At 46.7% G+C, this 24,597-nt stretch carries 28 protein-coding genes; 8 read left to right on the top strand and 20 right to left on the bottom strand.

What is annotated here, in order from left to right; translation table 11 throughout:
• Positions 1–160: 160 nt before the first annotated feature.
• Together BGM27_RS12140 and BGM27_RS12135 are read right to left on the bottom strand one after the other, a co-directional pair.
• On the bottom strand, positions 161–1,525 hold the full coding sequence (locus tag BGM27_RS12140) for an MFS transporter (RefSeq protein WP_007407565.1): 1,365 nt from the start codon (positions 1,523–1,525) through the stop codon (positions 161–163).
• Complete coding sequence (locus BGM27_RS12135; protein ID WP_007407566.1) at positions 1,522–2,088, bottom strand: isochorismatase family protein; 567 nt, start codon at positions 2,086–2,088, stop codon at positions 1,522–1,524. Before BGM27_RS12135 ends, BGM27_RS12140 begins: the two co-directional genes overlap by 4 nt.
• 252 nt (positions 2,089–2,340) lie before the next feature.
• Between BGM27_RS12135 and BGM27_RS12130 the strand changes: the two genes are divergently transcribed.
• Positions 2,341–3,552, top strand: a complete 1,212-nt coding sequence (locus BGM27_RS12130) for an ammonium transporter (RefSeq protein WP_007407567.1) — start codon at positions 2,341–2,343, stop codon at positions 3,550–3,552.
• 17 nt (positions 3,553–3,569) lie between these two features.
• The gene (locus BGM27_RS12125; protein ID WP_003151222.1) at positions 3,570–3,920 is read left to right on the top strand and encodes a P-II family nitrogen regulator; all 351 of its coding nucleotides are present in this window, start codon (positions 3,570–3,572) and stop codon (positions 3,918–3,920) included.
• Positions 3,921–3,973: 53 nt separating this feature from the next.
• Here BGM27_RS12125 and ftsW read toward each other — a convergent pair whose 3' ends face one another.
• Positions 3,974–5,128, bottom strand: coding sequence for a putative lipid II flippase FtsW (ftsW, locus tag BGM27_RS12120; RefSeq protein ID WP_007407568.1), 1,155 nt, complete (start codon positions 5,126–5,128; stop codon positions 3,974–3,976).
• Between the two features lie 164 nt (positions 5,129–5,292).
• Here ftsW and BGM27_RS12115 point away from each other — a divergent pair, with 164 nt between their 5' ends.
• Entirely contained in the window at positions 5,293–5,868 is a 576-nt protein-coding gene (locus tag BGM27_RS12115) for an undecaprenyl-diphosphatase (RefSeq protein ID WP_007407569.1), read from the top strand.
• Positions 5,869–5,884: 16 nt separating this feature from the next.
• Here the strand turns inward: BGM27_RS12115 and BGM27_RS12110 are convergent, their stop codons facing one another.
• Entirely contained in the window at positions 5,885–6,307 is a 423-nt protein-coding gene (locus BGM27_RS12110) for a VanZ family protein (protein ID WP_007407570.1), read from the bottom strand.
• A 91-nt stretch (positions 6,308–6,398) separates the two neighbouring features.
• A complete protein-coding gene (spoIIQ, locus tag BGM27_RS12105; RefSeq protein ID WP_007407571.1) occupies positions 6,399–7,268 on the bottom strand; it encodes a stage II sporulation protein SpoIIQ in 870 nt (289 codons plus the stop codon).
• Positions 7,269–7,406: 138 nt separating this feature from the next.
• Here spoIIQ and BGM27_RS12100 point away from each other — a divergent pair, with 138 nt between their 5' ends.
• Together BGM27_RS12100 and BGM27_RS12095 are read left to right on the top strand one after the other, a co-directional pair.
• A complete protein-coding gene (locus BGM27_RS12100; RefSeq protein WP_089072492.1) occupies positions 7,407–7,898 on the top strand; it encodes a GNAT family N-acetyltransferase in 492 nt (163 codons plus the stop codon).
• Entirely contained in the window at positions 7,895–8,344 is a 450-nt protein-coding gene (locus tag BGM27_RS12095; protein WP_007407573.1) for a DUF5362 family protein, read from the top strand. Before BGM27_RS12100 ends, BGM27_RS12095 begins: the two co-directional genes overlap by 4 nt.
• A gap of 31 nt (positions 8,345–8,375) precedes the next feature.
• Here BGM27_RS12095 and BGM27_RS12090 read toward each other — a convergent pair whose 3' ends face one another.
• Positions 8,376–8,813: a DUF5392 family protein gene (locus BGM27_RS12090; protein ID WP_007407574.1), complete on the bottom strand. Its 438-nt coding sequence runs from the start codon at positions 8,811–8,813 to the stop codon at positions 8,376–8,378.
• A 220-nt stretch (positions 8,814–9,033) separates the two neighbouring features.
• On the opposite strand from BGM27_RS12090, the gene cls reads away from it, so the two are divergent.
• The 3 genes from cls (at position 9,034) to xynA (ending at position 12,128) form a co-directional block, all read left to right on the top strand.
• Positions 9,034–10,482: a cardiolipin synthase gene (gene cls, locus BGM27_RS12085; RefSeq protein ID WP_007407575.1), complete on the top strand. Its 1,449-nt coding sequence runs from the start codon at positions 9,034–9,036 to the stop codon at positions 10,480–10,482.
• Positions 10,483–10,618: 136 nt separating this feature from the next.
• Complete coding sequence (locus BGM27_RS12080) at positions 10,619–11,005, top strand: DUF5362 family protein (protein ID WP_007407576.1); 387 nt, start codon at positions 10,619–10,621, stop codon at positions 11,003–11,005.
• 481 nt (positions 11,006–11,486) lie between these two features.
• Entirely contained in the window at positions 11,487–12,128 is a 642-nt protein-coding gene (gene xynA / locus BGM27_RS12075) for an endo-1,4-beta-xylanase XynA (protein ID WP_007407578.1), read from the top strand.
• A 331-nt stretch (positions 12,129–12,459) separates the two neighbouring features.
• Here the strand turns inward: xynA and BGM27_RS12070 are convergent, their stop codons facing one another.
• The 14 genes from BGM27_RS12070 to murA form a co-directional block, all read right to left on the bottom strand.
• Complete coding sequence (locus tag BGM27_RS12070; RefSeq protein ID WP_003151203.1) at positions 12,460–12,864, bottom strand: Rrf2 family transcriptional regulator; 405 nt, start codon at positions 12,862–12,864, stop codon at positions 12,460–12,462.
• 141 nt (positions 12,865–13,005) lie between these two features.
• Positions 13,006–14,715 (bottom strand): urease subunit alpha, encoded by a 1,710-nt coding sequence (gene ureC / locus BGM27_RS12065; protein WP_007407580.1) that lies wholly within the window; start codon positions 14,713–14,715, stop codon positions 13,006–13,008.
• On the bottom strand, positions 14,712–15,086 hold the full coding sequence (ureB, locus tag BGM27_RS12060; protein ID WP_003151199.1) for an urease subunit beta: 375 nt from the start codon (positions 15,084–15,086) through the stop codon (positions 14,712–14,714). The genes ureC and ureB overlap by 4 nt, the downstream gene beginning before the upstream one ends.
• Positions 15,083–15,400: an urease subunit gamma gene (gene ureA / locus BGM27_RS12055; RefSeq protein WP_007407581.1), complete on the bottom strand. Its 318-nt coding sequence runs from the start codon at positions 15,398–15,400 to the stop codon at positions 15,083–15,085. The genes ureB and ureA overlap by 4 nt, the downstream gene beginning before the upstream one ends.
• A 353-nt stretch (positions 15,401–15,753) precedes the next feature.
• Positions 15,754–15,942 carry a CsbD family protein gene (locus BGM27_RS12050; protein WP_012118653.1) on the bottom strand — a complete coding sequence of 63 codons (189 nt, stop codon included), beginning with the start codon at positions 15,940–15,942 and terminating at the stop codon, positions 15,754–15,756.
• A gap of 74 nt (positions 15,943–16,016) precedes the next feature.
• On the bottom strand, positions 16,017–16,496 hold the full coding sequence (locus tag BGM27_RS12045; RefSeq protein ID WP_007407583.1) for a hypothetical protein: 480 nt from the start codon (positions 16,494–16,496) through the stop codon (positions 16,017–16,019).
• A gap of 121 nt (positions 16,497–16,617) precedes the next feature.
• A complete protein-coding gene (locus tag BGM27_RS12040; RefSeq protein WP_007407584.1) occupies positions 16,618–17,748 on the bottom strand; it encodes a response regulator aspartate phosphatase in 1,131 nt (376 codons plus the stop codon).
• A gap of 190 nt (positions 17,749–17,938) precedes the next feature.
• Positions 17,939–18,964, bottom strand: a complete 1,026-nt coding sequence (gene moaA, locus BGM27_RS12035; protein ID WP_007407585.1) for a GTP 3',8-cyclase MoaA — start codon at positions 18,962–18,964, stop codon at positions 17,939–17,941.
• A 17-nt stretch (positions 18,965–18,981) separates the two neighbouring features.
• Entirely contained in the window at positions 18,982–19,770 is a 789-nt protein-coding gene (gene fdhD / locus BGM27_RS12030) for a formate dehydrogenase accessory sulfurtransferase FdhD (RefSeq protein ID WP_007407586.1), read from the bottom strand.
• A gap of 94 nt (positions 19,771–19,864) precedes the next feature.
• Complete coding sequence (locus BGM27_RS12025; RefSeq protein WP_007407587.1) at positions 19,865–20,029, bottom strand: hypothetical protein; 165 nt, start codon at positions 20,027–20,029, stop codon at positions 19,865–19,867.
• A gap of 85 nt (positions 20,030–20,114) precedes the next feature.
• Complete coding sequence (locus BGM27_RS12020; RefSeq protein ID WP_012118657.1) at positions 20,115–20,795, bottom strand: VWA domain-containing protein; 681 nt, start codon at positions 20,793–20,795, stop codon at positions 20,115–20,117.
• Positions 20,796–21,104: 309 nt separating this feature from the next.
• Complete coding sequence (locus BGM27_RS12015) at positions 21,105–21,791, bottom strand: VWA domain-containing protein (protein ID WP_007407590.1); 687 nt, start codon at positions 21,789–21,791, stop codon at positions 21,105–21,107.
• Between the two features lie 264 nt (positions 21,792–22,055).
• The gene (spoIID, locus tag BGM27_RS12010; protein ID WP_007407591.1) at positions 22,056–23,087 is read right to left on the bottom strand and encodes a stage II sporulation protein D; all 1,032 of its coding nucleotides are present in this window, start codon (positions 23,085–23,087) and stop codon (positions 22,056–22,058) included.
• 199 nt (positions 23,088–23,286) lie between these two features.
• Positions 23,287–24,597, bottom strand: coding sequence for a UDP-N-acetylglucosamine 1-carboxyvinyltransferase (murA, locus tag BGM27_RS12005; RefSeq protein WP_007407592.1), 1,311 nt, complete (start codon positions 24,595–24,597; stop codon positions 23,287–23,289).

Here is a 24,597-nt window from a genome sequence, read left to right as displayed (position 1 = left end):
TCCCTCCCGCATGTACGTTTTCCTTACATCGCATGTGAAAAAAATATAACTGAAAATTCCGTAAATAACATTGGTCGCTATCGACAATAATCGTTTTGATTTTTGAGCACATTACACAAAAAAAGAGACGGGGAGAGCCCGTCTCTTTTTGTTGCGCCTGTTAAGAGGCTTTTTTGAGGAGAACCGAAAACCGGAACGCCATCAAAAGGCTTACAGCGCCGACAACGATAAGAATCGTCCCAAGCATATGAAAATGGCCGGCGGTAATTTCTTTTCCGAAAAGAATGCCCAAAATGACAGAAGACAAAATCGAACCGAGATACCGGCAGGTCTGAAACAGGCCGGACGTTGTTCCGACCATGTCGGCGGGGCTCGTTGTCAGCATGGCCGCCTGAAACGTGACATTTCCGAAGCCGTAGCCGACACCCAGCACGGACAGGATCAGCCCTTTTCCTATCATGGGCGCCTGAAGAAAGAAAAACGTTAACAGCACCGCTCCGATCGCGGTCAGGCAGGTTCCGGCAACAATCGGCTGAAGAAGCCCTTTCTTATCTATCCATTTTCCGGTCAGAGGCGACACCAGAATACTCATGCCCGACATAAACAGCATAATCAACCCGCTTGTCTGAACGGACAAATGCATTTCATCCTGAAAATAGCTCGGAAGCCCGAAAAAGATGCAGTAAAAGAATATATTCAGCAAAATAAATTGAATATACACCGACGATAGTTTCCGATGCGTTTTAAACAGCCTGACATCAATAAACGGCTTCTCTGTTTTCAGCTCGCGCCAGATAAAGAGCCCGACAAACAAAAGCCCGAATACGCCTTCTGTATAGTGAGGCTTCGTACTGAAGGACAATAAAAACGACAGGAGAAGGATAATCGCTCCGGCAAACAGGAGTATCCCGATCGTATCAAGCTGGCGGAGCACGCCTTTCAAGCCGCCGATCTCGCGTTTTTCATCTTTCGGAAACATATACATTCCGAGAAAAAAGCTGAGAATGATAAACGGCAGATGGACAAAAAAGATTGCCGGCCACCCTCCCCAAACGATCAGAAAACCGCCGAGAGTCGGACCGAGCGCCGTCATGGCTGATGCAAAGATTGACAGGACGGCCAGCGCCGAAGCCTGCTTCTCCCGTATATTTGAACGGATCAATCCGACGCCGGACGGATATATCGCGCTGCTTCCGATCGATTGAAAAAGCCGCATGATCAGCAAAGTCATAAAAGTCGGCGCAAACGGCGCGCCGACCGCCGAGACAGCAACAAGCAGAAGCCCGATCAAAAACAGCTTCTTCCTGCCGAGCATATCACCGAGCTTCCCGGTAACAGGCTGCGCCACCGCGCTGGCCAGATAAAAGGACGATATCAGCCAGGACACCGTTGTAAACGACAGGTGAAATTCATGCTGAATACTGTGAAGCGCAAGAGAAATCATCGACGAGTTCAATGGGTTCAGCATCGTCCCCGAAGCCACGGCTGTCAAGAACAGGACGCGGCTTTTTTTGGAGATTGTCATTTTGTCTGTGTGATAAATTCTTCCGTCGTCCGGCTTCTGCCGATTTTCGGGAAGATAAACTTGAGTGTCGCTTCGTGCTGTTCATCGCTGAATGTCGCCATCGCGTCAGTTACGAAAACTTGCTGATACCCGAGCTGAAAAGCTTCTCGCGCCGTGCTCTCCACACCGATGTTTGTCGCAATCCCGCATAACACAATCGTGTCGATCCCCCGTCTTCTGAGCTGAAGGTCCAGGTCCGTGCCGAAAAACGCGCCCCACTGCCGTTTTGTTACCGTATAATCATTTTCTTTCACTCCGATGTCAGGCACAAATTCAGCCCAGTCCGCCGGCGGAGCCGAATGGCCCGCCGCCTCTTCATCCGTCAGCGGCTTCAGCGCATCCGCTCCGTCATGAAAATCCACGTTCACAAAGCTGATAAATCCGCCTTTTTCCCGGAACACCTCAATTAATTTTTTCGCGTTCGGCACAACGGTACCGCTTTTATCCATCGGCACAATGCCTTTTTGTAAATCAATAAGGACCAAAGCCGTTTTTTCAAATTGCAGATTTAATGATGTTGTCATAATGATTCCTCCTGATGCAGTTAGTGTTTCTCACCCCGTTTATTTTACTCTTTCCCGGACAGGATTTCTTCCGCCGTGCTCCGGCGCTCTTTTTATGGATATAAAGTCGCACGGCACCCATTTGAAAAAGCAGCATTATGAACGCAAAAAACCATGTCAGATAACCTTACACGAAAATGTTTTATCGTTCTTTTTTCTCTATAATAATGAATTAATCACAATTACATTCTGAATGAGACGGAGGAATACAACATGCAGATGGGCGATACAGTATTTATGTTCTTTTGCGCTTTACTCGTGTGGCTGATGACCCCCGGGCTGGCTTTGTTTTACGGCGGAATGGTAAAAAGCAAAAACGTGCTCAGCACGGCGATGCACAGTTTTTCTTCCCTCGCCATCGTATCCGTCGTTTGGGTTTTGTACGGATATTCACTTGCTTTTGCCCCCGGGAATACATGGCTTGGCGGGATTGAATGGGCAGGGCTGAAGGGGGTCGGCTTTGAACCCGGAAGTTACAGTTATACGATCCCGCATTCATTGTTCATGATGTTCCAAATGACGTTTGCCGTACTGACGACGGCCATTATTTCCGGAGCATTTGCTGAACGCATGAGATTCAGTGCTTTTCTTGTATTTTCCTTTTTGTGGGCTTCCCTCGTATATACGCCCGTTGCGCACTGGGTATGGGGCGGCGGCTGGATCGGCCAAATGGGCGCTCTTGACTTCGCAGGCGGAAACGTCGTCCACATTTCTTCCGGAGTCGCCGGGCTTGTGCTGGCGATTGTGCTCGGGAAACGCAAGGACGGCACGGCGGCTTCCCCTCACAACTTAATTTACACGTTCTTGGGCGGAGCGCTCATCTGGTTCGGATGGTTCGGCTTCAATGTCGGCAGCGCCCTCACGCTTGACAGTATCGCGATGTTTGCCTTCATTAACACAAACACCGCGGCTGCAGCCGGAATTATCGGCTGGATTTTAATCGAATGGATGCTGAATAAAAAACCGACCATGCTGGGTGCTGTATCAGGCGCAATCGCCGGGCTTGTCGCCATTACGCCGGCTGCCGGGTTCGTTACGCCGTTCTCTTCCATCGTAATCGGTTTCATCGGCGGGCTTGTCTGCTTTTGGGGCGTTTATTGGCTCAAAAAGACTTTCGGTTATGATGATGCGCTTGACGCTTTCGGCCTGCATGGGATCGGCGGGACATGGGGCGGCATCGCGACCGGTTTATTCGCAACCACTTCCGTCAATGACGGCGGGGCAAACGGGCTGTTTTACGGCGATCCGGGACTGCTCTGGAAGCAGATTGCAGCCATTGCGGCAACCTATGTATTTGTATTTATTGTCACTTTCGTTATCATTAAAATTGTAGGTCTGTTCATTCCCCTTCGCGCCAGTGAAGAAGAAGAGTCACTCGGGCTTGATTTAACGATGCACGGGGAAAAAGCATATCAGGACTTATAAAGTGAGGAGTGGCTTAGATGAGCGGTCAAATGTTCAAGGTAGAAATCGTTACGCGTCCGGCTAAGTTTGAAACATTGAAACAGGAACTCGGTAAAATCGGAGTCACATCGCTGACCTTCTCCAACGTACACGGCTGCGGCCTTCAAAAAGCCCACACCGAACTGTACCGCGGAGTCAAAATTGAGAGCAATGTGTATGAACGGCTGAAAGTGGAAATCGTTGTCAGCAAGGTCCCCGTTGATCAAGTCGTGGAAACGGCGAAAAAAGTGCTGAAAACGGGAGAGCCCGGAGACGGCAAAATATTCGTCTATGAAATCGGAAACACGATTAATATCCGCACCGGAGAAGAAGGACCAGGAGCTTTATAAACAGGCAGAACGCCCGGAGACAGAAATGTCCCGGGCGTTTTTTTCCAGCTTCATTAAAAAGAAGAAACCTTTTTTTCATGCGGGACAGGCCGCTTATGCCGTACGGGTTGTTTTTTCGCATATGTACTGATATTGACCAGTATGCCGCACAAAAACAGCGTCATAATTAATGAAGAACCGCCGTAGCTGATAAACGGAAGCGGCACACCCGTAACCGGGAGAAGTCCGCTCATCGCTCCCAAATTCAATACAACCTGAAACATTAATTGAAACGTAATTCCGATGGCAAGAAGCTTCCCGAACGGGTCATCAGCCCGCACGGCCGTTTTTACGCCGAGAAGCATTAACGCAAAATATAATCCCAAAACGATCAGAACACCGAATATCCCCAGCTCTTCGCTGATCACGGCCATAATGAAATCGGTATGCGCCTCAGGCAGATAGTTCATTTTTTCAACACTGTTTCCAAGCCCTCTTCCGAAAAACCCGCCTCCGGAAATAGCAAAATAGGATTGAATCAGCTGATAGCCGTCCCCGTTCGCGTCACCAAACGGATTGGTAAAGGAAACGAGGCGCTTCACACGATAGGAAGCCGAAAATGCGAGATAAACAACCCCGGACACCGCCGTCGCGCCGAGCACGAACAGATGGCGCTTTTTCAAGCCGGCACATAATAAAATCGACCCGCACGCCGCCAGGATTAAGGAAGCCGTCCCTAAATCAGGCTCCGCCAATGTCAGCAGAAAAGCGGTCCCCAAAATCACTAAAGGCGGCAGAACCCCTTTCACAAATTGATGAATGTACGGCTGCTTTTTCGTATAAATCGAAGCGAAATACAAAATCATGGCGATCTTCGCCAATTCAGACGGCTGTACGACAAGCGGGCCCGCTCCCAGCCACCTGCGGGAAAAATTCCGCTCCAGCCCGATTCCCGGTATCAATACGAGCAGCAGCAATACCAGCGAACCGACCACAAACAGCGGTACAAGCCGCGCATACCGCTTATACGGCAGACAGGCGGCAAATAGAAATAAGCATAATCCGATCAGTAAAGAGGCACTCTGCTTATGGAAGAAATAGGATGGATCTCCGTACCGCTGAGACCCCATCACATCACTGGCGCTGTACACCATTAACAAGCCGAATCCGCAAAGCAGCATAATGACAAACACAAGCGGCAGATCGGCGTTTTTCAAACGTTTCAGCAACGGACAAAACTCCTTCGGCTATTCTTTTCCCGCATACTTGACGCACAGTAATACAGTCACGTTTCATTCTGTTTACTTTTTTATGATTATTTTTAATACCAATTGTGTCTCATAGAAAAAAGCATTACACTGTTCATATAAAATAAAGATAAAAGGTGATATTTGTGAATTACGAACTATTTAAAGCGATCAATGGTTTGTCGCACCATAGTGCCATTCTCGACTCTATCATGGTATTTATTACGGAATACGCCATTTACGCCTACGCCCTTTTCCTGCTTGCCATGTGGCTGTTCGGAAGCACAAAAGGCAGACAAAACGCCCTGTACGCGGGCTTCACGGGTGTTGCAGCGCTTATCGTCAACTACCTCATCACGAAAGTCTATGTCGAGCCGCGCCCCTTTGTCGAACATACGGTTCATACGCTGATCCCTCATGCCGCGGATGCTTCATTTCCGAGTGACCATACGACAGGCGCTTTGGCGATTTCAATTGCGATTCTGTTCCGCAACAAAAAACTCGGCTGGCCGCTTGTGATTTTCGGCCTTTTGACCGGCTTCTCAAGAATTTGGGTCGGCCACCATTATCCGATCGATGTGCTCGGAAGCATTATCGTTTCCCTCATTGTCGGATTCCTGCTGTTCAGATTTTCAAATGTGCTTCGTCCGATTGTCGATCTGATCGTGCGAATCTATGAAAGTATCGTTCATAAAAGCAAATCGACAAACCATAATATATAAAAAAAGCCGGCGTCTGTCACAGACTGCCGGTTTTTGTATGTTTGGCTGTATGCTTTTTCCTTTGTAAAGCACAGAATGCGGCAATGCCGAGACTGTCAATCAGCACATCGCGGAGGCATCCGTTTCTGCCGAAAAAGAGCTGGACGATTTCTGTCAGGAAAGCGGCGGCCAATGCATACAGCACCGCCCTCTTCATGCGCCTGCGCTCTCTGAAAAACAAATAGGCGAGCACAAAAAATGAAAACGCGTGCCCGAGCTTTTGAATCGCCGCTTCCGGTATGGCGAGCTCCGCCATATCGAACACAAAGAAACCGGACACATCCGGATGCGGCGTGAAACGGAAGGACACCGTCTGTGACACAATCATATCGTGAAAGCTTTCCGTCAAAGCCGAAACGAAAACAAAGACGAGCCACCCGGCCGCCAGACATTTATTCATTCAGCATCTCCTTCGTTTTCTACTAGTATAAAGGCACATGCGGCAATATGAAAAGCGCCTATCTGAGCTGATAGGCGCTTTGGGATCAAGATTACTTGCCCGAATCTTTCATTGAGCCGTCATCTTTACCATCTGTCTTGTCTTTTGTGCCGTCCTCTTTGTCACCTGGTTTTTCTTCGGTTTCTTTTTTAGGCGTCACATCTTTTTTCTCGGAAGACTGCTGAATTGACCCTTCCGTTTCTTCTGTCACAGCGTTTTTCTCTTCAGCCGCCGCTTTTTCAATAGATGTTACCGGCTTGTCCATAAAATTGAGCGGGTTCATCGCTACGCCGTCCTTGCGGATTTCAAAGTGCACGTGATTTCCGCTTTCTTCACTGTAAAGGTTTTTTCCGGATTTACCGATGACCTGGTTCTGCTTTACTTTGTCGCCCTGATCCACGCTGACTTCAGATAAAGACTGATAGACAGTAGACAGGCCGTCTGAGTGTTCAATTTCAACCACATATCCCAGTACCGGGTCTTTAGCAGCTTTAACAACCGTACCGCTCAGAGAAGCAGAAACATCAAATGATTTTCCGTCTTTCTCAGCTAAGTCAATTCCTTTACTGAGGCTGTACGTGTTATTATAGTTAACAAGTGCTGCTTCTTTCTCTTTTTTTGCGGCATCAGTTTCATAAAACTTTTTCACAACAGAAACATTTTCAGAATGAGCAGCCGGCATTGCGACGTTTTCCATTGACTTGCCTACTTCGACGGCATCGTCTTTGCCGCTGTCATACGCGGAGTTTCCTCCGTTGTTCGTCAGATTGTCCTTCACATCATTCGAAACGGATTGATACCAAAGGACAGCTGTTAAAATGACGGCCGCACTGACTAAGTAGATTGCAGGGAATATCCAGCGTTTGCGAAAAAACCGCTGAAGTTTTTTGACTTGAGAAGTTTTCTTTTCTTCCTCTCTCATTTGTTCATCACCTCAGCAACATTCTGAACACTTTTCTGAAAATATATACACATCCATAAAAAACTTTTTTGGAAATAGTATGTGCAGATTGCACTTGATTATGTAATGAAATGTGAAGGGAGATCCCGGAATATGAATTTGACCCTGCGCAAAGCCGTATTGGAGGATTTAGATGCGGTGGTGGCCATATACAACTCGACGATTGCCTCACGAATGGTAACGGCTGATACGGAAGAAGTGACGCCCGAAGACCGGATGGATTGGTTTTTGCGGCACACGGACCGGCGCCCGCTGATGGTCGCGGAAGATGAGACCGGCAAAGTGGCGGCCTGGATCAGCTTTGAAACGTTTTACGGCCGTCCGGCCTATGACAAAACGGCGGAGATCAGCATCTATCTGCATCAGGATTGCCGCGGCAAAGGAGCAGGAAGCTTTCTGCTGAAAGAAGCCCTGGCACTCGCTCCGGCAATCGGCATCCGCAGCCTGATGGCTTTTATCTTCGGACATAATGTGCCGAGCATTAAGCTGTTTGAAAAATTCGGTTTTACCGAATGGGGCGTATTCCCGGGTATCGCCGAAATGGACGGAAAACGATATGACTTGAACATTTTAGGGAGAGAACTGTCATGATCACCATCGATAAAGACAAAGACGAAAACCAGCCGCTCAATAAAAAAGCCCGTTCCCTTGCCGACATCGCCAAATGGGGAAAGATCACCGCCGTGTTTCTGATCATCACGGGCTCTCTTTCCGCTCTGTCAGCCATTGTGACGCTGCTCGGAGCCATTCCGGGGGTTCTGCTCATCATTTCCGGCGTCATGCTGATGCGCTCGGCAAAAGCGGCTGCCGCCCTTCAGGAAGGACTAGAAGAAAACGCGGAAGAAAATATGCTTGCACATTACGCGTCATTTATCAAAATGCAGTTTTTTTACGCGGCATCCAGTGTGGTATTGGGTATTCTCGCTTTTATTTTAGTCGTCATCTTCGCTGTCATCGGAATTATCGCTTATCACAGCACTGATACGTATGACACGCCTGATTCATATTACTATGAGAACGACCCGGTGTTTGAATGACAAAAAGAGCTGATCGCGCGTCAGCTCTTTTTTAATAAAGCATTTCTTTTTTCCGGTCTTCTTCCGTTAAAAATTCAATAAAGCTCTTCATCGCAGACGGCTCCTCGGCAATCAGCCGGGTATAGGCGCTTTTCCGTTCCTCGGACAGAATGTCGCTTTTTCTGATTCTGTTCAGCATATAAAGGCGGATCGTTTTTTGCACCTGTTTCCGCTGATGGCCGGCTTCCTTAAAAAACGCAAGACCCAGAGCCGCAAGGAGGGCAAAAATGCCGGCCGATACGAGAGCTCCTCTCCCGGAAGGGGCCTGAATCAAAAGCGATGCCAGATGAAACAGACTAAAAGCGGCGAGCGGGAAAGCAAGAAAACGGTAAATGATGCTTTTTTTCATCAGCGGCGCGATGGCGATTTGTATTTTCTGAATTTCTTTTTTTATGAATCCCGGCAATTGTTCCGCATGCTCCAGCTTCATGCCCTCTCCCCTTTGCTGTCATTTTTGTCTTCTTTTTCATATATGCATATTTTACCGCACCCGGAACTTTCTTTGAAAGAAAACTGCATTCATCTTTGATTCCGGCTCTTTATTCTTTCAAAATGTCAATGTTATAATTTGAAATGGGAATCAGATTGCTGCACTTGTCGGAATACTAATGGGCACAGTCTTGATAAATATGATATAGCGGGGTTGCAAAGTGAGCATTTCATTTATTTTATTCGGATTTTTTTTCGTTTTAAATATACTTTTGGCCGTCATCATGATTTTCAAAGAAAGACGCGATGCCAGCGCTTCATGGGCTTGGCTCTTGGTTCTTTTTTTTATTCCCATTTTAGGGTTTATTTTATACCTGTTATTCGGCCATAACCTGAGACGCAAGCATCTGTTTCAGTGGGAAGACCGTAAAAAAATCGGGATTGAAAAGCTGCTGAAGTCTCAGCTGAAGGATCTGAAGTCGAGGCAATTCCAATTTAACAACAGGGCGACTGTGGATAATAAAGACCTCATCTATATGCTTGTCATGAACAACCACGCAGTCTTTACAGAGGATAATTCGGTGGAGATATTGACGGACGGGCGCGATAAGTTCAAACGCTTAATGAAGGACATTTCCAACGCAAAAGATCACATTCACCTTCAATACTATATTTATAAAGGTGATGAACTGGGAAAAAAATTGCGCGATGCCTTAGTGAAAAAAGCACGTGAAGGCGTAAAAGTCAGAGTGTTATATGATGAACTCGGTTCAAGATCACTCAGAAAAAAATTCTTCAAACCGCTGCGGGACGCCGGCGGCCATGTGGAAGTCTTTTTTCCTTCCAGGCTTCGTCCGATTAATTTGCGGCTCAATTACCGGAATCACCGCAAGCTCGTCATCATTGACGGCGAAACCGGCTATGTCGGCGGCTTTAACGTCGGAGATGAATATCTCGGCCTGAATCCGAAATTCGGCTACTGGCGCGATACGCACCTCAGGCTTCAAGGCACGGCGGTACACGCCATTCAGACACGGTTTATCCTCGATTGGAACCAAGCCTCCCATCATCATACGCTCACATACGTTCCGAATCATTTTCCGGAATGCGAGCCGAAGGGCAATGTCGGGATGCAGATTGTCACGAGCGGACCGGACTCAGAATGGGAACAAATTAAAAACGGCTATATCAAGATGATCTCAACGGCCAAACGGTCAATCCTGATTCAGACGCCTTACTTTATTCCTGACTCAAGTCTTTTAGATGCCCTCAGGATCGCCTGTCTGTCAGGCATCGACGTCAAAATCATGATTCCGAACAAGCCGGATCACGCTTTCGTTTACTGGGCGACTTTATCTTACATCGGCGATCTTTTGAAAGCCGGAGCCTCAGTCTACATTTACGATAACGGCTTTATTCATGCAAAAACGATTGTCGTCGATGATGAGACGGCTTCAGTCGGTACGGCGAATATCGACGTCAGAAGCTTCAGACTTAATTTTGAAGTCAACGCCTTTATTTATGACGTCACCATTGCGAAAAAACTCATTTCCTCATTTAAAGAAGATCTGCTCGTCTCCAGAAAATATACGTATGAAGAATATCAGGAGCGTTCGCTGCGGATCCGCATTAAAGAATCGATTTCAAGACTTCTTTCGCCGATTTTGTAATTCCCGGGGTGTTTTCTCGGGAATTTTCTGATATAAAAACGGACACGGCATGAAAAAACACATTTTATATTCAAAAGAATGACCGAATAGTGTATAAATGAAAAGTGAGTATTTTTTTGTAAAGGAGTGCCATAGTTTGAAACCTGAATCAGTGAATCGTTCGCTTATTTCTATTTCGAAATGGGGAAAAGCGACAGGTATTTTATTTATTATCGTGGGTGCGTTTGCGGCGCTGTCGGGCGCGTTTTTCTTTTTAATCGGAGCCATTCCCGGCGTTCTGCAGATCATTGCCGGCATTTTTCTGATGCGCTCGGCAAATGAAGCGGGACAGATGGCGGAGCAGTTCAATGAACTGACAGAGGAACATATGCTGGAGAATTATGCAAAGTTCGTGAAAATGCAGGGGATCTACCTGATTGTGACGGTCGGCTTGTCCGTTCTCGGTATCGTTCTCTTCATTGTCCTCATGACGCTCGGCATCGTGGACGGCGTGTTTAATAATATTGATGCCAATACATATTAAAAAGGAAAATCCCGGCGCATCCGCCCGGGATTTTTTCTTATTCCGCTTCTTCGATAACGGGAAAGTTTTTCTGTTTTGGATTTTCCAATACGACGATGGCATAATGGCGCAGCTGATGCAGCTGATGCAGCTGTCTGCAAATATTCTTTCAGACATTCCGGCTTCAGCTCAAAAAAGTTTATTCAAATAAAGCTTTTCCTCAGAGTTTCAACTGAAATCACTCAATTGTTCGACTGTTCCTGATCAGGTTTAGAAGCAAGAATTGTGATTCTGCAAAATAAGGATAAAGGCCCTGATGGAACAAGACCACTTATCATACAGTTTTTTGGGTCTTTGTAATTAAATTACAATTGTTCTTAATATTCACTCATGTATTCATGCTATTATATTGAAAGGAACGATCAAAAGCGTTGGCGTTCGTTAAATATTTACGAGTGCTGCCTCATGTCAAAGTCAGAAAAAATAGTATAGGAGGTAACATATGTTTAAGTTTAAAAAGAAATTCTTAGTTGGATTAACGGCAGCTTTCATGAGTATCAGCATGTTTTCGGCAACCGCCTCTGCAGCTGGTACAGATTACTGGCAAAATTGGACTGATGGGGGCGGAACAGTAAACGCAGTCAATGGATCTGGCGGGAATTACAGTGTTAATTGGTCTAATACCGGAAATTTCGTTGTTGGTAAAGGCTGGACTACAGGCTCGCCATTTAGAACAATAAACTATAATGCCGGAGTCTGGGCGCCGAATGGCAATGGATATTTGACTTTATATGGCTGGACGAGAGCACCTCTCATCGAATATTATGTAGTGGATTCATGGGGTACTTACAGACCTACCGGAACGTATAAAGGTACTGTAAAGAGTGATGGAGGTACATATGACATATATACAACAACACGTTATAACGCACCTTCCATTGATGGCGATAACACTACTTTTACGCAGTACTGGAGTGTTCGCCAGTCGAAGAGACCGACCGGAAGCAACGCTGCAATCACTTTCAGCAATCATGTTAACGCATGGAAGAGCCATGGAATGAATCTGGGCAGTAATTGGGCTTATCAAGTCTTAGCGACAGAAGGATATAAAAGCAGCGGAAGTTCTAATGTAACAGTGTGGTAACAGCTCATCTTTAATTAGGGGCAGCTAACGGGCTGCTGATCGTTCCTAGAGAAATTTTATAATGATTGTTAAGAGGCGAACGGTTTTGGCAATATCGGAGGCAGGATATCATTTTTTGTTTAACTTGCTCACAGCTGACACCTTCACATAAGTCTTAAGCGAAATAAAAATATCCCGGTAACCACCTCCTTTAGTTTCGAAGGATTTCTTCATTAAACAGATCGCAATCCCGCATCCAGGCGTGTCTGAATATGGAGCCAAAACCGTGATTTCCTCATTATTCCTTGTAACCATTTTTGTTACACCGTTAGCGGCATGAACCCATCTCTTTTTAACAAAAGAGATGATTCATTACATCATAAAGGGACTTGCTCGCAAGTTCATTCTCCATTGCCCGCTGTACGCTTCCGAACGTCTCATCGAGCGCGCGCTGAATATTTTTGCCGACCGGACAGTCGGGGTTCGGATTGTCGTGAACCGCAAAAAGCTCTTCCTTATTCTGCACCGCCCTGTAAACCTCTAAGAGGGTGATCTCCGACGGATCTTTTTTCAGGCTGGCTCCCGGAACACCCGCCCGGGATGTCAGAATACCCGCTTTTTTCAGCTGGCTGATCGTTCTCCGCACGACGACGGGATTGGTGTTTACGCTGCCCGCAATCATATCCGATGACGCCCGTTCATCCGTTGAGATCAGCGATAGAATGTGAATGGCCACAGCAAGACGGCTGTTAATCATGTTTTTCACCACCGTTGTAACCGCAATAGTTACATTTCATTTGTTTGTCAACTACTAATATACACTAAAACGGGCGGCAGGATGAAATCAAGTTGGCAATAGAGGTGTAAACAGGCCGGCGGGAAACCGGCCGAAGAGGGATTAAAATAAGAAATAACGCTGTCCGAGCGGAACATAGCTGACGGGCTGGCATGCCAGCTCTTCTCCGTCGGCGAACACCTGATAGGTTTTCGGATCGACTTGTATATTCGGCATCGCGTCATTCAGCTTCATGTCGAGCTTACTCAGCTTACGGATATTCCGTACGGGAGAAATCATTTTTTCAAGGCCGAGCTTTTCCGGCACACCGTTTGCGATACCGGCCTGGGACATAAATGTAATAGAGGTATTTCGGTTTGCTTTACCGTATGATGCGTACATCTGCCGCATAAACACGGGCTCAGGCGTCGGAATGGAAGCATTCGGATCTCCCATCTGGGCGCGGGCGATCATGCCGCCTTTGAGCACAAGTTCAGGTTTGACGCCGAAGAAAACCGGGTCCCATAGTACAAGGTCGGCGAGCTTTCCTTTTTCAACGGAACCGACTTCATGGCTCAGGCCGTGAGTGACGGCCGGGTTGATCGTGTATTTGGCGATATAGCGTTTGGCGCGCACATTGTCATTGCCGTTTTCTCCTGATAGAGCGCCGCGCTGTTTTTTCATTTTATCGGCCACCTGCCATGTCCGGATAATCACTTCTCCCACCCTGCCCATCGCCTGCGAGTCAGATGACGTCATGCTGATCGCGCCGATATCGTGCAGAATATCCTCCGCCGCAATGGTGGCCGCTCTGATGCGTGAATGACTGAACGCCACGTCTTCAGGCACTTTTGAATCTAAATGATGGCAGACCATCATCATATCAAGATGCTCGTCCATCGTGTTGACGGTATACGGGATCGTCGGCGTCGTAGAGGACGGCAGGATATTGGCGTAAGATGCGAGTTTCATAATATCCGGTGCGTGGCCTCCGCCGGCTCCCTCTATGTGATATGTATGGATAACCCGGTCGCCGATCGCATCAAGCGTATTTTCTAAAAAGCCCGCTTCATTTATCGTGTCTGTATGGATTGCCACCTGAATGTCCGCCTCATCCGCCGCTTCCATGCAAGCTTTAATGGCGCTTGGCGTTGATCCCCAATCTTCATGCAGCTTCAGGCCGATCGCGCCTGCTTCCACCTGCTCGATCAGCGGCGCTTTATCGGATGCATTCCCTTTTCCTAAGAAACCGACGTTGATCGGAAACTCCTCGGCCGCTTCCAGCATTCTCGACATGTACCATGCACCGGATGTACAAGTCGTCGCTTTACTTCCCGTCGCAGGACCCGTTCCGCCGCCGAGAAGCGTGGTCACGCCTGAAGAAAGCGCGACTTCCATCTGCTGCGGGCAGATAAAGTGGATATGCGTATCCACCCCGCCGGCCGTTACGATTTTCCCTTCGCCGGAAATAACTTCTGTTCCGGCACCGATAATCATGTGCGGGTCCACCCCATCCATAATATCAGGGTTGCCGCTTTTTCCGACGCCGACAATCCGGCCGTCCTTCACCCCGATATCCGCCTTGACGATTCCGGTATAATCCAGGATAACCGCGTTTGTAATGACCAGATCAAGCGCTCCGTCTTTCCCGGTGATACGCCCGTTCTGCCCCATGCCGTCCCGGATTGTTTTCCCTCCGCCGAAAATCATTTCTTCACCGTAATTCGTGAAATCTTTTTCGACTTCAATCCATAAATCCGTATCTCCGAGTCTGACTTTGTCTCCCGTTGTCGGTCCGAACAGTTCTGCGTATTGCTCACGTGACATTTTCATCGGATCGCCTCCTCCATCCATCCGGCTTTTTTAAGATTTGACAGAGTCTTCTCTTTTCCCCGCTCATCCATATACGTATCGGCCATGCCGTTGAGGCCTCTGACCGTTTTTCGCCCTCCGATTTCCACGAGCGTGACGGTTTTCTCTTCTCCCGGTTCAAAACGGACAGATGTGCCTGACGGGATATCAAGGCGCATGCCGATTGCTTTGTCCCGATTGAAGGAAAGGGCGCCGTTGGCTTCGGCAAAATGAAAATGCGATCCTACCTGCACTGACCGTGTTCCGTTATTGGTGACTGACACCTCCAGCGTCTTCCGGCCTTCGTTAATGGTGATGGTCCCCTTTGCGACTTGAATCGCTCCCGGCTTCATGACTTCACCTCCGCTTTGATCGGCTGATGAACGGTGACAAGCTTAACCCCGTCCGGGAACGTCGCTTCCACCTGAATGCTGTCCAGCATTTCCGGAACGCCTTCCATAACGTCTTTTTCCGTCAATACATTGCGGCCGGATTCCATCAGCTCAGCAACGCTTTTTCCGTCTCTCGCGCCTTCCATCAGATAACAGGTCAAATATGCGGCGGCTTCGGGATAATTCAGCAGAACGCCGCGCGCCTTCCGCTGCTTAGCGAGCTCTCCCGCCGTAAAAATAAGCAATTTTTCTTGTTCAACCGGTGTCAGTTTCATCTGTATTCCCCCTTAGTGATAGTCAAACACAATCCGCATGGTCATACCGAAACGATGCAGGCGGCCGTCACCCCCTTCACCTCATGAAATGTTAAGTGATAAAAGTTATTCGACGGTGAACGGCCCGATTCCTTTTGCAGAAATTACCGATTTCTCATTTTTTTCTTCAACAAACGTTTAATCAAATGTGAAGAAAGGTTACATTCTTTGTGAATATTATAAAGAAATTGCCGGGGAATTTATAGAATATTTAAAAATTTAGTGAATATTAACCAAATGAACTGGAATTTTTGTCATTTCTCATAACAAAAAGCCCAAAATATTTTGGGCTTTTGCTGTGTTTCACTATCAAATTAATCATCACTGAGTTTATCTTTCGTTTTGCCGACACCCTTTTGCAGGCTGCCTTTCGCTTTGTCTTTTTTACCTTCCGCTTTTAAGTCGGACTTGTTTGCCATGTCGCCTGCTTTGTCCTTTGCTTCCCCTTTCATTTTGTTCATGCCGCCTTTTACTTTGTCTTTTAAACCGTTATCTTGACTCATGATCTCTTCAGCTCCTTTTTTGTTCTGTGTACTTGTTTTCTTCCCTTTCAGCCTGATAGCAAACATGTAAACTCTCAATTATTGATTTCACAGCGTTCCCCGTAGCGGAGCACTTTGTAAACAGCCAATCCGTCTGACAGCTTATTATCCCCGTATTGCACCGGCAGAAGGGCAAAGAAAACATAATAAGTTGAAAAATAGACAAATTGGTAAAAAAATAAGTTTGGCTCGAGGACATCTTTTATGATCAGCAGATTTATTAAAAAGATAGAAGCGAGATTAAACAGACAGCCTCCGGAATAGACGAGCGCGCTCGTCAGACGGTTATCTATCCGCAATTCGCCGAACTTGCAGAAAGAATCTATGAAGTAGATACGCCGAACCTGAATCGGCCCTACTTTTAAAAGACGTTTCCCCATTCCGATATCCAATGATGCCTTGCCTCCGAACAGCATGGCCATAAAGCTGTGTCCCGACACATGAATGACAGACACCATCGGCAGAATGATGAGAAATGATACGAAAAACTTTATCATATCATTGAATCCGAACAACAAATCCCTCCTTCCCATCATACTTTTTTCTCTCTTTTGCGATTTTTCCGTTTTTTTCTATGGTCAAACGTTATGATGTGCATAAAAAAATAACCATCTGCTGATCAGATGGTTAAGAAAATTATATATCGTATAAACACTGTTCTTTTTGAATGTTTTCTCTCATGCGAATCGCTTTTTCATAAAAATACGCCGCTTCTTTATATTGCTCATGTGCGCTTGTGTAAACGGCGGCCTCCAAGGCGAAATCTTCAATATACACATACAGCGATTTTTCATTCATATAGTCAAACACTTCATGGATTAAATCCATATTGAGTGACTCCAAATAAAGCGCTTGTAAAAACTTATACTTCTCTAAACTGAATCGATCGCCCCGTTCTTTCGCGATCATGACCCCTCTTTCATAATAGGTAAGGGCCGCTTGGTCATCATGCAGCCTGAAAAGGGTGTGCGTTAAGCTGAACAGCGCCTTCGGAAGCTGTTCAAGCTGATGCTCTTCAAAAACGGGAACCGCTTTTCTAAAGTACCGGGCCGCTTCATCCAGATCTCGCTTTTCAGAATAACAATTCCCCAGATTGTAAAGCGAAGACCCGATCAGGCGGGGCTGTCCTTCAAGCAAAGAAAGGCGGAGGGCTTCGTCTAAATGCTCAAGCGCTTTGTCGTAGTTTTTGCAGTCGATGTAGTTTCCTGAGATGACGAAATGGCATTGAATTCTCCGCACTCTGTAGAAATCGTGTTTCATATACGTATCCAGCGCCTGAATCCCGTGATTCATGGAAAAATGAGTCTGCTTCATGACATAAAACACTTCAGACATCTTGAAATGGAATTCCGCCCTCTCTATATCATCCTCGACAAATGAAAGGAGTTTTTCCGCTTTCCGGTAAAAAGAAATAGCCGCAACATAGTTATTGTGATCGAATTCATACATCCCTCTGAACAAATGGAAATAATACTCAGACAGTCCCGATATGCTGTCCGTGCTTTCGATCGTCTTTTGCAGCTCGCTGTACTGAATCTGTGATTGTTCGGTGCATTCCGGCTTGACGTAATCAAGCATAATATGATGGCGGTAGCTGATCAGCTGATAATATAACAGCAGCAGCTGGTCTTCCTCCATACGTTGTATATCCTCATCAATTTCCTCTTTCAGCTTTATGGCATCAGCCGCTTGAAACGCTAAAATGTGCTTGTACCATTTGTTGATCTTGACTCCAACTTGAGATGACGGAATCTCGTATGCGGTCATGCCCCTTTCACAACCTTTTCTAATTTCTATTGGTTATATTTTAACATATTGTATGGCTTTGGAATTGCATAACTTGATTGTCCTGCATCAAAATTCCTATCATATATTTCGGCTGTCACCGGTATTTTTTGAACAGACCGCTCTCATATTGTGAATAAAAAAGCCTGCCCTTGTCCGGGCAAGCTTTTCTTCATCCGCCTATATAAGACATTTCCACTTTCTTTTTCCCATCCGTTTTAGAAAGCGCGCGGTCAATTGAATACTGATCCGTGCGATTTCTCCAGACAGAAGCGATGGATTCCGTCAATTCATCATCGGTCAGACCGCCGCGCACGAGTTTCCGAACATCATAGCCGCTTGACGCAAACAGGCACGTAAACAGCTCGCCTCTCGCCGACAGGCGCGCTCTGTTGCAGGAGGCGCAGAATGCATCCGAGACGGAGGAAATCACGCCGATTTCGCCGGAACCGTCAAGATAGCGGAACCTGGAAGCGACCTCTCCTTTATAATTCGCTTCTATCGGCTCCGTCGGCATGTGCTGGTTGATCAGATCAATAATCTCTGCCTTCGTGATCACATCTTTTTTATTCCATTGATTCGTATTGCCTACATCCATAAATTCAATAAACCGGAGAATATGACCCTTTTCTTTAAAATAGCGGGCCATCGGCAGGATATCTTTTTCATTGACGCCCTTTTGAACAACCATGTTGATTTTCACACCGAGTCCGGCCGCTTTTGCCGCCTCAATGCCCTCAAGCACCTTGTTCACCGAAACCCCGCGGCCGTTAATGGCCTTAAACCGCTCATCCTCTAAAGAATCGAGGCTGACTGTCACGCGATGCAGCCCCGCCTGCTTCAGTTTTTCCGCATACACGGGAAGCAGAGAGCCGTTTGTCGTCATCGCGATATCTTTAAGTCCGGGGATGCGCGCAAGTTTTTTGATCAATTCAGGCATATCTTTTCTCATGAGCGGCTCTCCGCCCGTCAGCCTGATTTTTTCAACGCCGAAGCGGCCGACAAACAGCTTCGCAAGCCGCTCAAGCTCCTCGAAGGAGAGCAATTCCGTCTTTTTTAAAAATGGATAATCCGGTCCGAATAATTCGGCTGGCATACAGTACGTGCATCTGAAGTTGCAGCGGTCGGTTACAGAGATACGAAGATCCCTGAGCGGCCTTTCCCTTTTGTCTGTCACCCGGCGCGTTTCTGTATTCATAAGCCCAAGACCCCTTTCTATTGTTCAACCCGTTCAGGATGTGTGTATACGTTAAATGATCCGTTTCTGACAAAACCTATCGCGGTTATGTTCAGCTCTTCCGCCATTTGCAGCGCGAGCTCCGTCGGCGCCGATTTTGAAATGACAATCGACACGCCGATTTTTGCGGCTTTTAATAAAACCTCCGAGGAAATCCGGCCGCTGAAGACGATCAGCTTGTCACGGACCGGCATTCCGTTTTTCAAACAGCAGCCGTACAGCTTATCCAGCGCGTTGTGGCGCCCGATGTCCGTCCTCATGAAGAGCAGCTTTTCCGTATCGCACAGCGCCGCATTATGGACGCCGCCCGTTTCCTGGAAGGTGCCGCTTCCTCTTTGCATCTCCTTCATCAGGCGAAGGCACGTCTCAGGAGTTATAGTGATACGGCTGACGGCGGTTTTGGCCGTTTTCACATCCTGCTGAAAGTAAAAATGGCGGCCTTTCCCGCAGCATGAACCGATGACCCTCTTCGTATAGTCTTTTTGCTCAAGCACTCCGGGATTCGTCAGTTCAACATATGCAAACCCGAGACTTTCATCTATAGTAAAGCTTTTGATTTCTTTTTCAAAACGAATGACGCCTTCTGATGCGAGAAATCCGATGACGAGTTCCTCTAAATGGTCAGGCGTGCAGACGAGCGTAACAAATTCCTGTCCGTTCACCATGACGGTCAGCGGATACTCTGAAACCATCCGATCTGCCGTCTTTGTTAATACCCCTTTTTCATAGCGGTATATGTCTCTAACCGCTGTTGTTTTTTCATCCACTGTTTTCCCCTCCGCAGTATCCTTCTCTTTTATTCTTCCACAATCCCTGTATTTTGTCGAATTTGCGGTTTAAAAAAAGAGCCCTCTTAGGACTCTATGTTTCATTGCGATGATGTCTGCTCAGAATGGTGAATAAAATAACTGCGGCGATAATGGCCAATATACTGACGAATATGAAGGCGGCAAGCTTCAGAAAAATTCCCATCAGAACAAAAACGACTGCCGCCAGCACTAATATAATGCCTGCTCCTTTTAACAACAGCGTTCATCTCCTTTTATCCGTATCATTCCCGCGGTTCCGTTTTCTAAACAAAAAAGACGCCGCGCGGGCGTCCTTTTTTAACCTATTCTTTTGCTAAATCCTTTGCAGCGTCTTCCCAAGCCTGTTTGAACTCGTCCGCGCTGTCAGCTGAGACATATGTGCCGCCTCCCGCTTCCGCCGCTTTTTCAAGGCTTTCGCTTCCTTTCATGCCGAAGTTGAAGCCGATGATATTGACGATCGTGTTGACGTTCGCTTTACGGAGCTTTTGAATTTCGGCCTGAGGATTACCGCCGCATGTTTCTTCACCGTCTGTGATCAGATATACGACGTTTTTCCCTGTGGCGCCGGCCCGCTCAAATTCTTCACGCGTATCAGAGAGCGCTTTCGCAATCGGTGTCCAGCCGGTCGGTTTAATCTTGCTGAGTGATTGCTCAAATGGAGTCACGGCGTACGGCTGAAGGCCGTATAACGTTTCTGTCGCATTACATGATACGGCTTTGCCTGAGTTTTTATTATTGCCCTTATGCCCGAATACCCGAAGCATCAGATTCGTGTCTTCAGGAAGAACTTCCGCAAAAGAAGTGACAGACTCTTTCGCAACATCTATTTTACGCTCTCCCCCTGTTTTTTGTATCATGCTTCCGCTTGCATCAAACAGCACAGCAACGTTTGTTTCTTCGTGCTTTTTCTCAGCTGCAAAAACAGGTGATCCGAGTGAAAGCGTCAAAAGTCCGACAATCCCCGCAGTGAACATTTTTTTCATTTCCTTCATTCCTCTCCGTTTGTTTTTGGCCGATGGGCCCCCGGCTCTTCTCTATGCTAGATGACGTGTATGCAAAAAGATATAGGGCGGGATTCCTTTTGTATAAGCGGCTGTACGCCGTTAAAAATGAACAGAATTATGCGCATCATCCTAAAAAGATTGGATAAATGATGACAGATTTAATGCCTTTTTCGCCCTTTTTGTAATATAAGTCCGGAATCTGATTCTTTTTACAGTTTTCTCTTCATCTTTTCTTGAAATTTTTGTTAAATAAAAATAAAAAAAAGGGCCGATAAACGGCACCTTTTCTTATTCCGCTAATGAACTCGCTGCCATTGTAAAGATGCGGTTCATATCCTTTTGGCTGTGAGCTTCGTAATATTTTCCTCCGCCCGCTTTGGCAATCTCGTGAAGCTGGCCGTTGAAGCCTTCCTTAAAGTCAAAGCCGATCACGTTGACTTTAATATGCTGTTTGCGAAGTTCTTTCGCTGTCTTAACAGGATCTCCTCCGCATGTCTCCTCGCCGTCCGTCAACAGGAAAACGGATTTACTGCCAAGTTTGTGCAAACCGGTAAAGGAAGCCTTCGCATCCTCTAATGCTTTTGCAATCGGTGTCCAGCCCGTAGGCCCGATTCCGTTAAGAGAGTTAAGGAAGCTCTGTCTGTCAAACCTTTGGAATCCGTACACACCGCGAATGGATTCACAAGATTGAACCTTTCCGGAGTTTTTATTATTGCCTTCCGAACCGAAAACTGTCATTCTGACCTGTGATTTAGATTTAATTTGATCCGCAAAACGGACAATTTCTTCTTTTGCCATGTTGTATTTAGAAACACCGTCAATCCGTTTTGCCATACTGCCGCTCGCATCAAGTAAAATGGCGGTATTGTTTTTAAATGAAAGAGTCTTCTCGTTTGCATTCTCGGCAGCAAAAGCAGGAGATGCAGCAGTCAGCATCAATCCGAGCATGAGTATGAGTGAAAATGTTTTTTTCATTGCTTTTTCCCCTTTTCAATAGATTTACGTTCAACGCCGAACAATATTTATCGTAAATGAGATGAAAAGGGAAATAAATAGGACGGCGTTCCTCATTATTTTTGCGTATATTCACATAGAAGCGGCATTTTTATCAGTGATTTACACCCGGCGCTCAGCCTTCAATCGACATTTGTCAGCCTTTAGGCTTTCGTTATATGAGTCTGTTGGTTGCTTTACCGTTTATGGAATAGTTTTCAAAAAAACAGACGCTCATGAAAGCGTCTATTTTTTCGCCATATATTTGTTTAAAAATGAATCTGCTTCGGAAATGTCCACTCCCTGATAATAATGCTTGACGATGTCCGCCACTGATTTTCCCTGCTCCGCCATGTAATTGGCCCCGTACTGGCTCATGCCGACGCCGTGGCCGAATCCTTTTGTCGTAATGGTGATGCTGCTGCCGTTTCGTTTCCATTCAAAGTCGGCAGAACGGAGTCCGAGTTTTTCCCGGATGTCTCTTCCCTTCAGCTTTTTGCCGTTGATGACGGCCGTTGCCACTTGATGGCCCGGCGTTCTGGCTGTAATCTGTCCCACCGTGTTTTGTCCTGAGAGCTGTACGCCGAGCTTTTGCTGAAACTCCGGCACACTGAAGGTCTGGGTGGCAAGATATTTCGGCGATTGCTTATCCCACGGACTTTTCACGCTTTTTAAATAAGGAATGGCGCTTGTCCAATAGGCTTCCGCATTTTCCGTATACCCGTTACTCGTAGAGAAGAAAGATGCCTCAATCGGCTTGTTATCGTACGTTAAAATCTTTCCTTGCGTGCCGGCCACCGCGTTTGTGATTTTCTTGAGGTTGTGTGCGTACTTAGAACCCCATTCTTTTTTCAGCTGGCTTTTGCTTTGATAGACTTGGAACATTTGCGTATCATCCACCAGTGATCCTTTCGGCGCCTGGACGGCTGAGTCAGCGACCATCAGTCTGACGATGAATGTCCGGGCGGCGAGCGCCTGGGCTTTTAAGGCCTCCGGTTTAAAATCTGCGGGCATTTCGGAAGCCACGACACCGATCACGTACTCTTCAAGCGGAATGTTTTCTACAGAATGATTGGATGTCCGATAAACCGGAATGGATACAGGTGATTCTTTCAATGTTTCTGCTCCTTTTGTTTCTCGTGTGGTGTGTGCTGTTTTGTGTCCGGGCTCTCTGTTTACGGCTGCTCCTTTTTCTGCCTGAAACGGAAGGACGAGAATGGTGGGGACTAGAAGAATAAGTATACACAGCCCGGATAGTAGAAATACAATCGGTTTCATATATCAGCTGCCTCCTGCTTGGGATTCGACTCTACTTCATCTTATGGGCAGGGACAAGCTAATATGACTTCCTTTTGGACAGAATCTTTATTCCATTTTTCACGCGAAAAACGTATTCTTTTTTGGAAATCAGAGCATAATAATGATGATAAACCATAAAAAAACAGTATGCCAGATTGACATACTGTTTTTACAGCCATTATGCGTTTAGGTCAGTTACGACTTCTTTGCTTTCTTGTTCAGCGGCCGTTTCATCAACGACACGCTCGATGTCAGCGCCGAGAGCCGCAAGTTTTTTATGGAAATTCACATAACCGCGATCCAAGTGCTTCAGTTCCGTGACGCGTGTATGACCTTCAGCCACTAATCCCGCAAGAATCAGCGCCGCGCCCGCACGCAGGTCCGTAGCGGCAACTTCTGCGCCTTGCAGCTGTACAGGACCGTTAATGATCACAGAACGTCCTTCAATTTTAATGTCGCCATTCATCCGGCGGAATTCTTCAGCATGCATAAAACGGTTTTCAAACACAGTTTCAGTAATCATGCTTGTTCCGCTCGCACGGAGAAGCAGCGCCATCATTTGCGACTGCATATCAGTCGGGAATCCTGGGTGAGGCATCGTTTTAATGTCGATCGGCTTCAGCTGGGCAGGACCGATGACACGAAGGCCTTCTCCTTCATCCGTAATTTTGACTCCCATTTCTTCCATCTTCGCAATTAAAGACGTAAGATGCTCAGGAACCGCACCTTTCACTAATACATTTCCTTCCGTGATAGCCGCAGCCACCATGAAAGTACCCGCCTCAATACGGTCAGGAATGATGTTGTGTCTTACGCCGTGAAGCTTCTCGACACCTTCAATTTTAATGGTGCCTGTGCCGGCTCCGCGGATTTTTCCGCCCATCGCATTGATATAGTTCGCTAAGTCAACGATTTCAGGCTCTTTTGCCACGTTTTCAAGCGTTGTTGTTCCTTCAGCTAAAGCAGCTGCCATAATCAAGTTTTCTGTCGCACCCACACTTGGGAAATCTAAATAGATTTTTGCGCCCTGCAGACGGCCTTCTACTTCTGCTTCAATAAAGCCGTTGCCTACTTTGATTTTTGCACCCATTGCTTCAAAGCCTTTTAAATGCTGATCAATCGGTCTTGAGCCGATTGCGCAGCCGCCCGGAAGCGCTACTCTTGAATGACCCGTACGGGCTAACAGAGGGCCCATAACAAGCACTGACGCGCGCATTTTGCGCACATATTCAAAAGGTGCTTCTGTTTCTAAAGCGTAAGAAGCGTTTACGGTAACTTCATTATTCTCAAAATGCACATCTGCTCCTAAATGACGCAACACTTCATTAATTGTATATACATCGGAGAGCGTAGGTACATCACATATTACGCTTTTTTCTTCACTTGCTAATAAAGATGCAGCGATAACTGGTAAAACGGCATTTTTTGCTCCTTCAACTTTCACTGTGCCGTTTAACTTCTGACCGCCGCGGACGATGATTTTTTCCAA

The organism is Bacillus sp. FJAT-27001 (genome assembly GCF_019039175.1).
In the GTDB taxonomy this organism is placed as follows: Bacteria; Bacillota; Bacilli; order Bacillales; family Bacillaceae; genus Bacillus; species Bacillus velezensis.
Note: the sequence above shows the minus strand (reverse complement) of the source record. Positions and strands in the feature narration are given on the sequence as shown.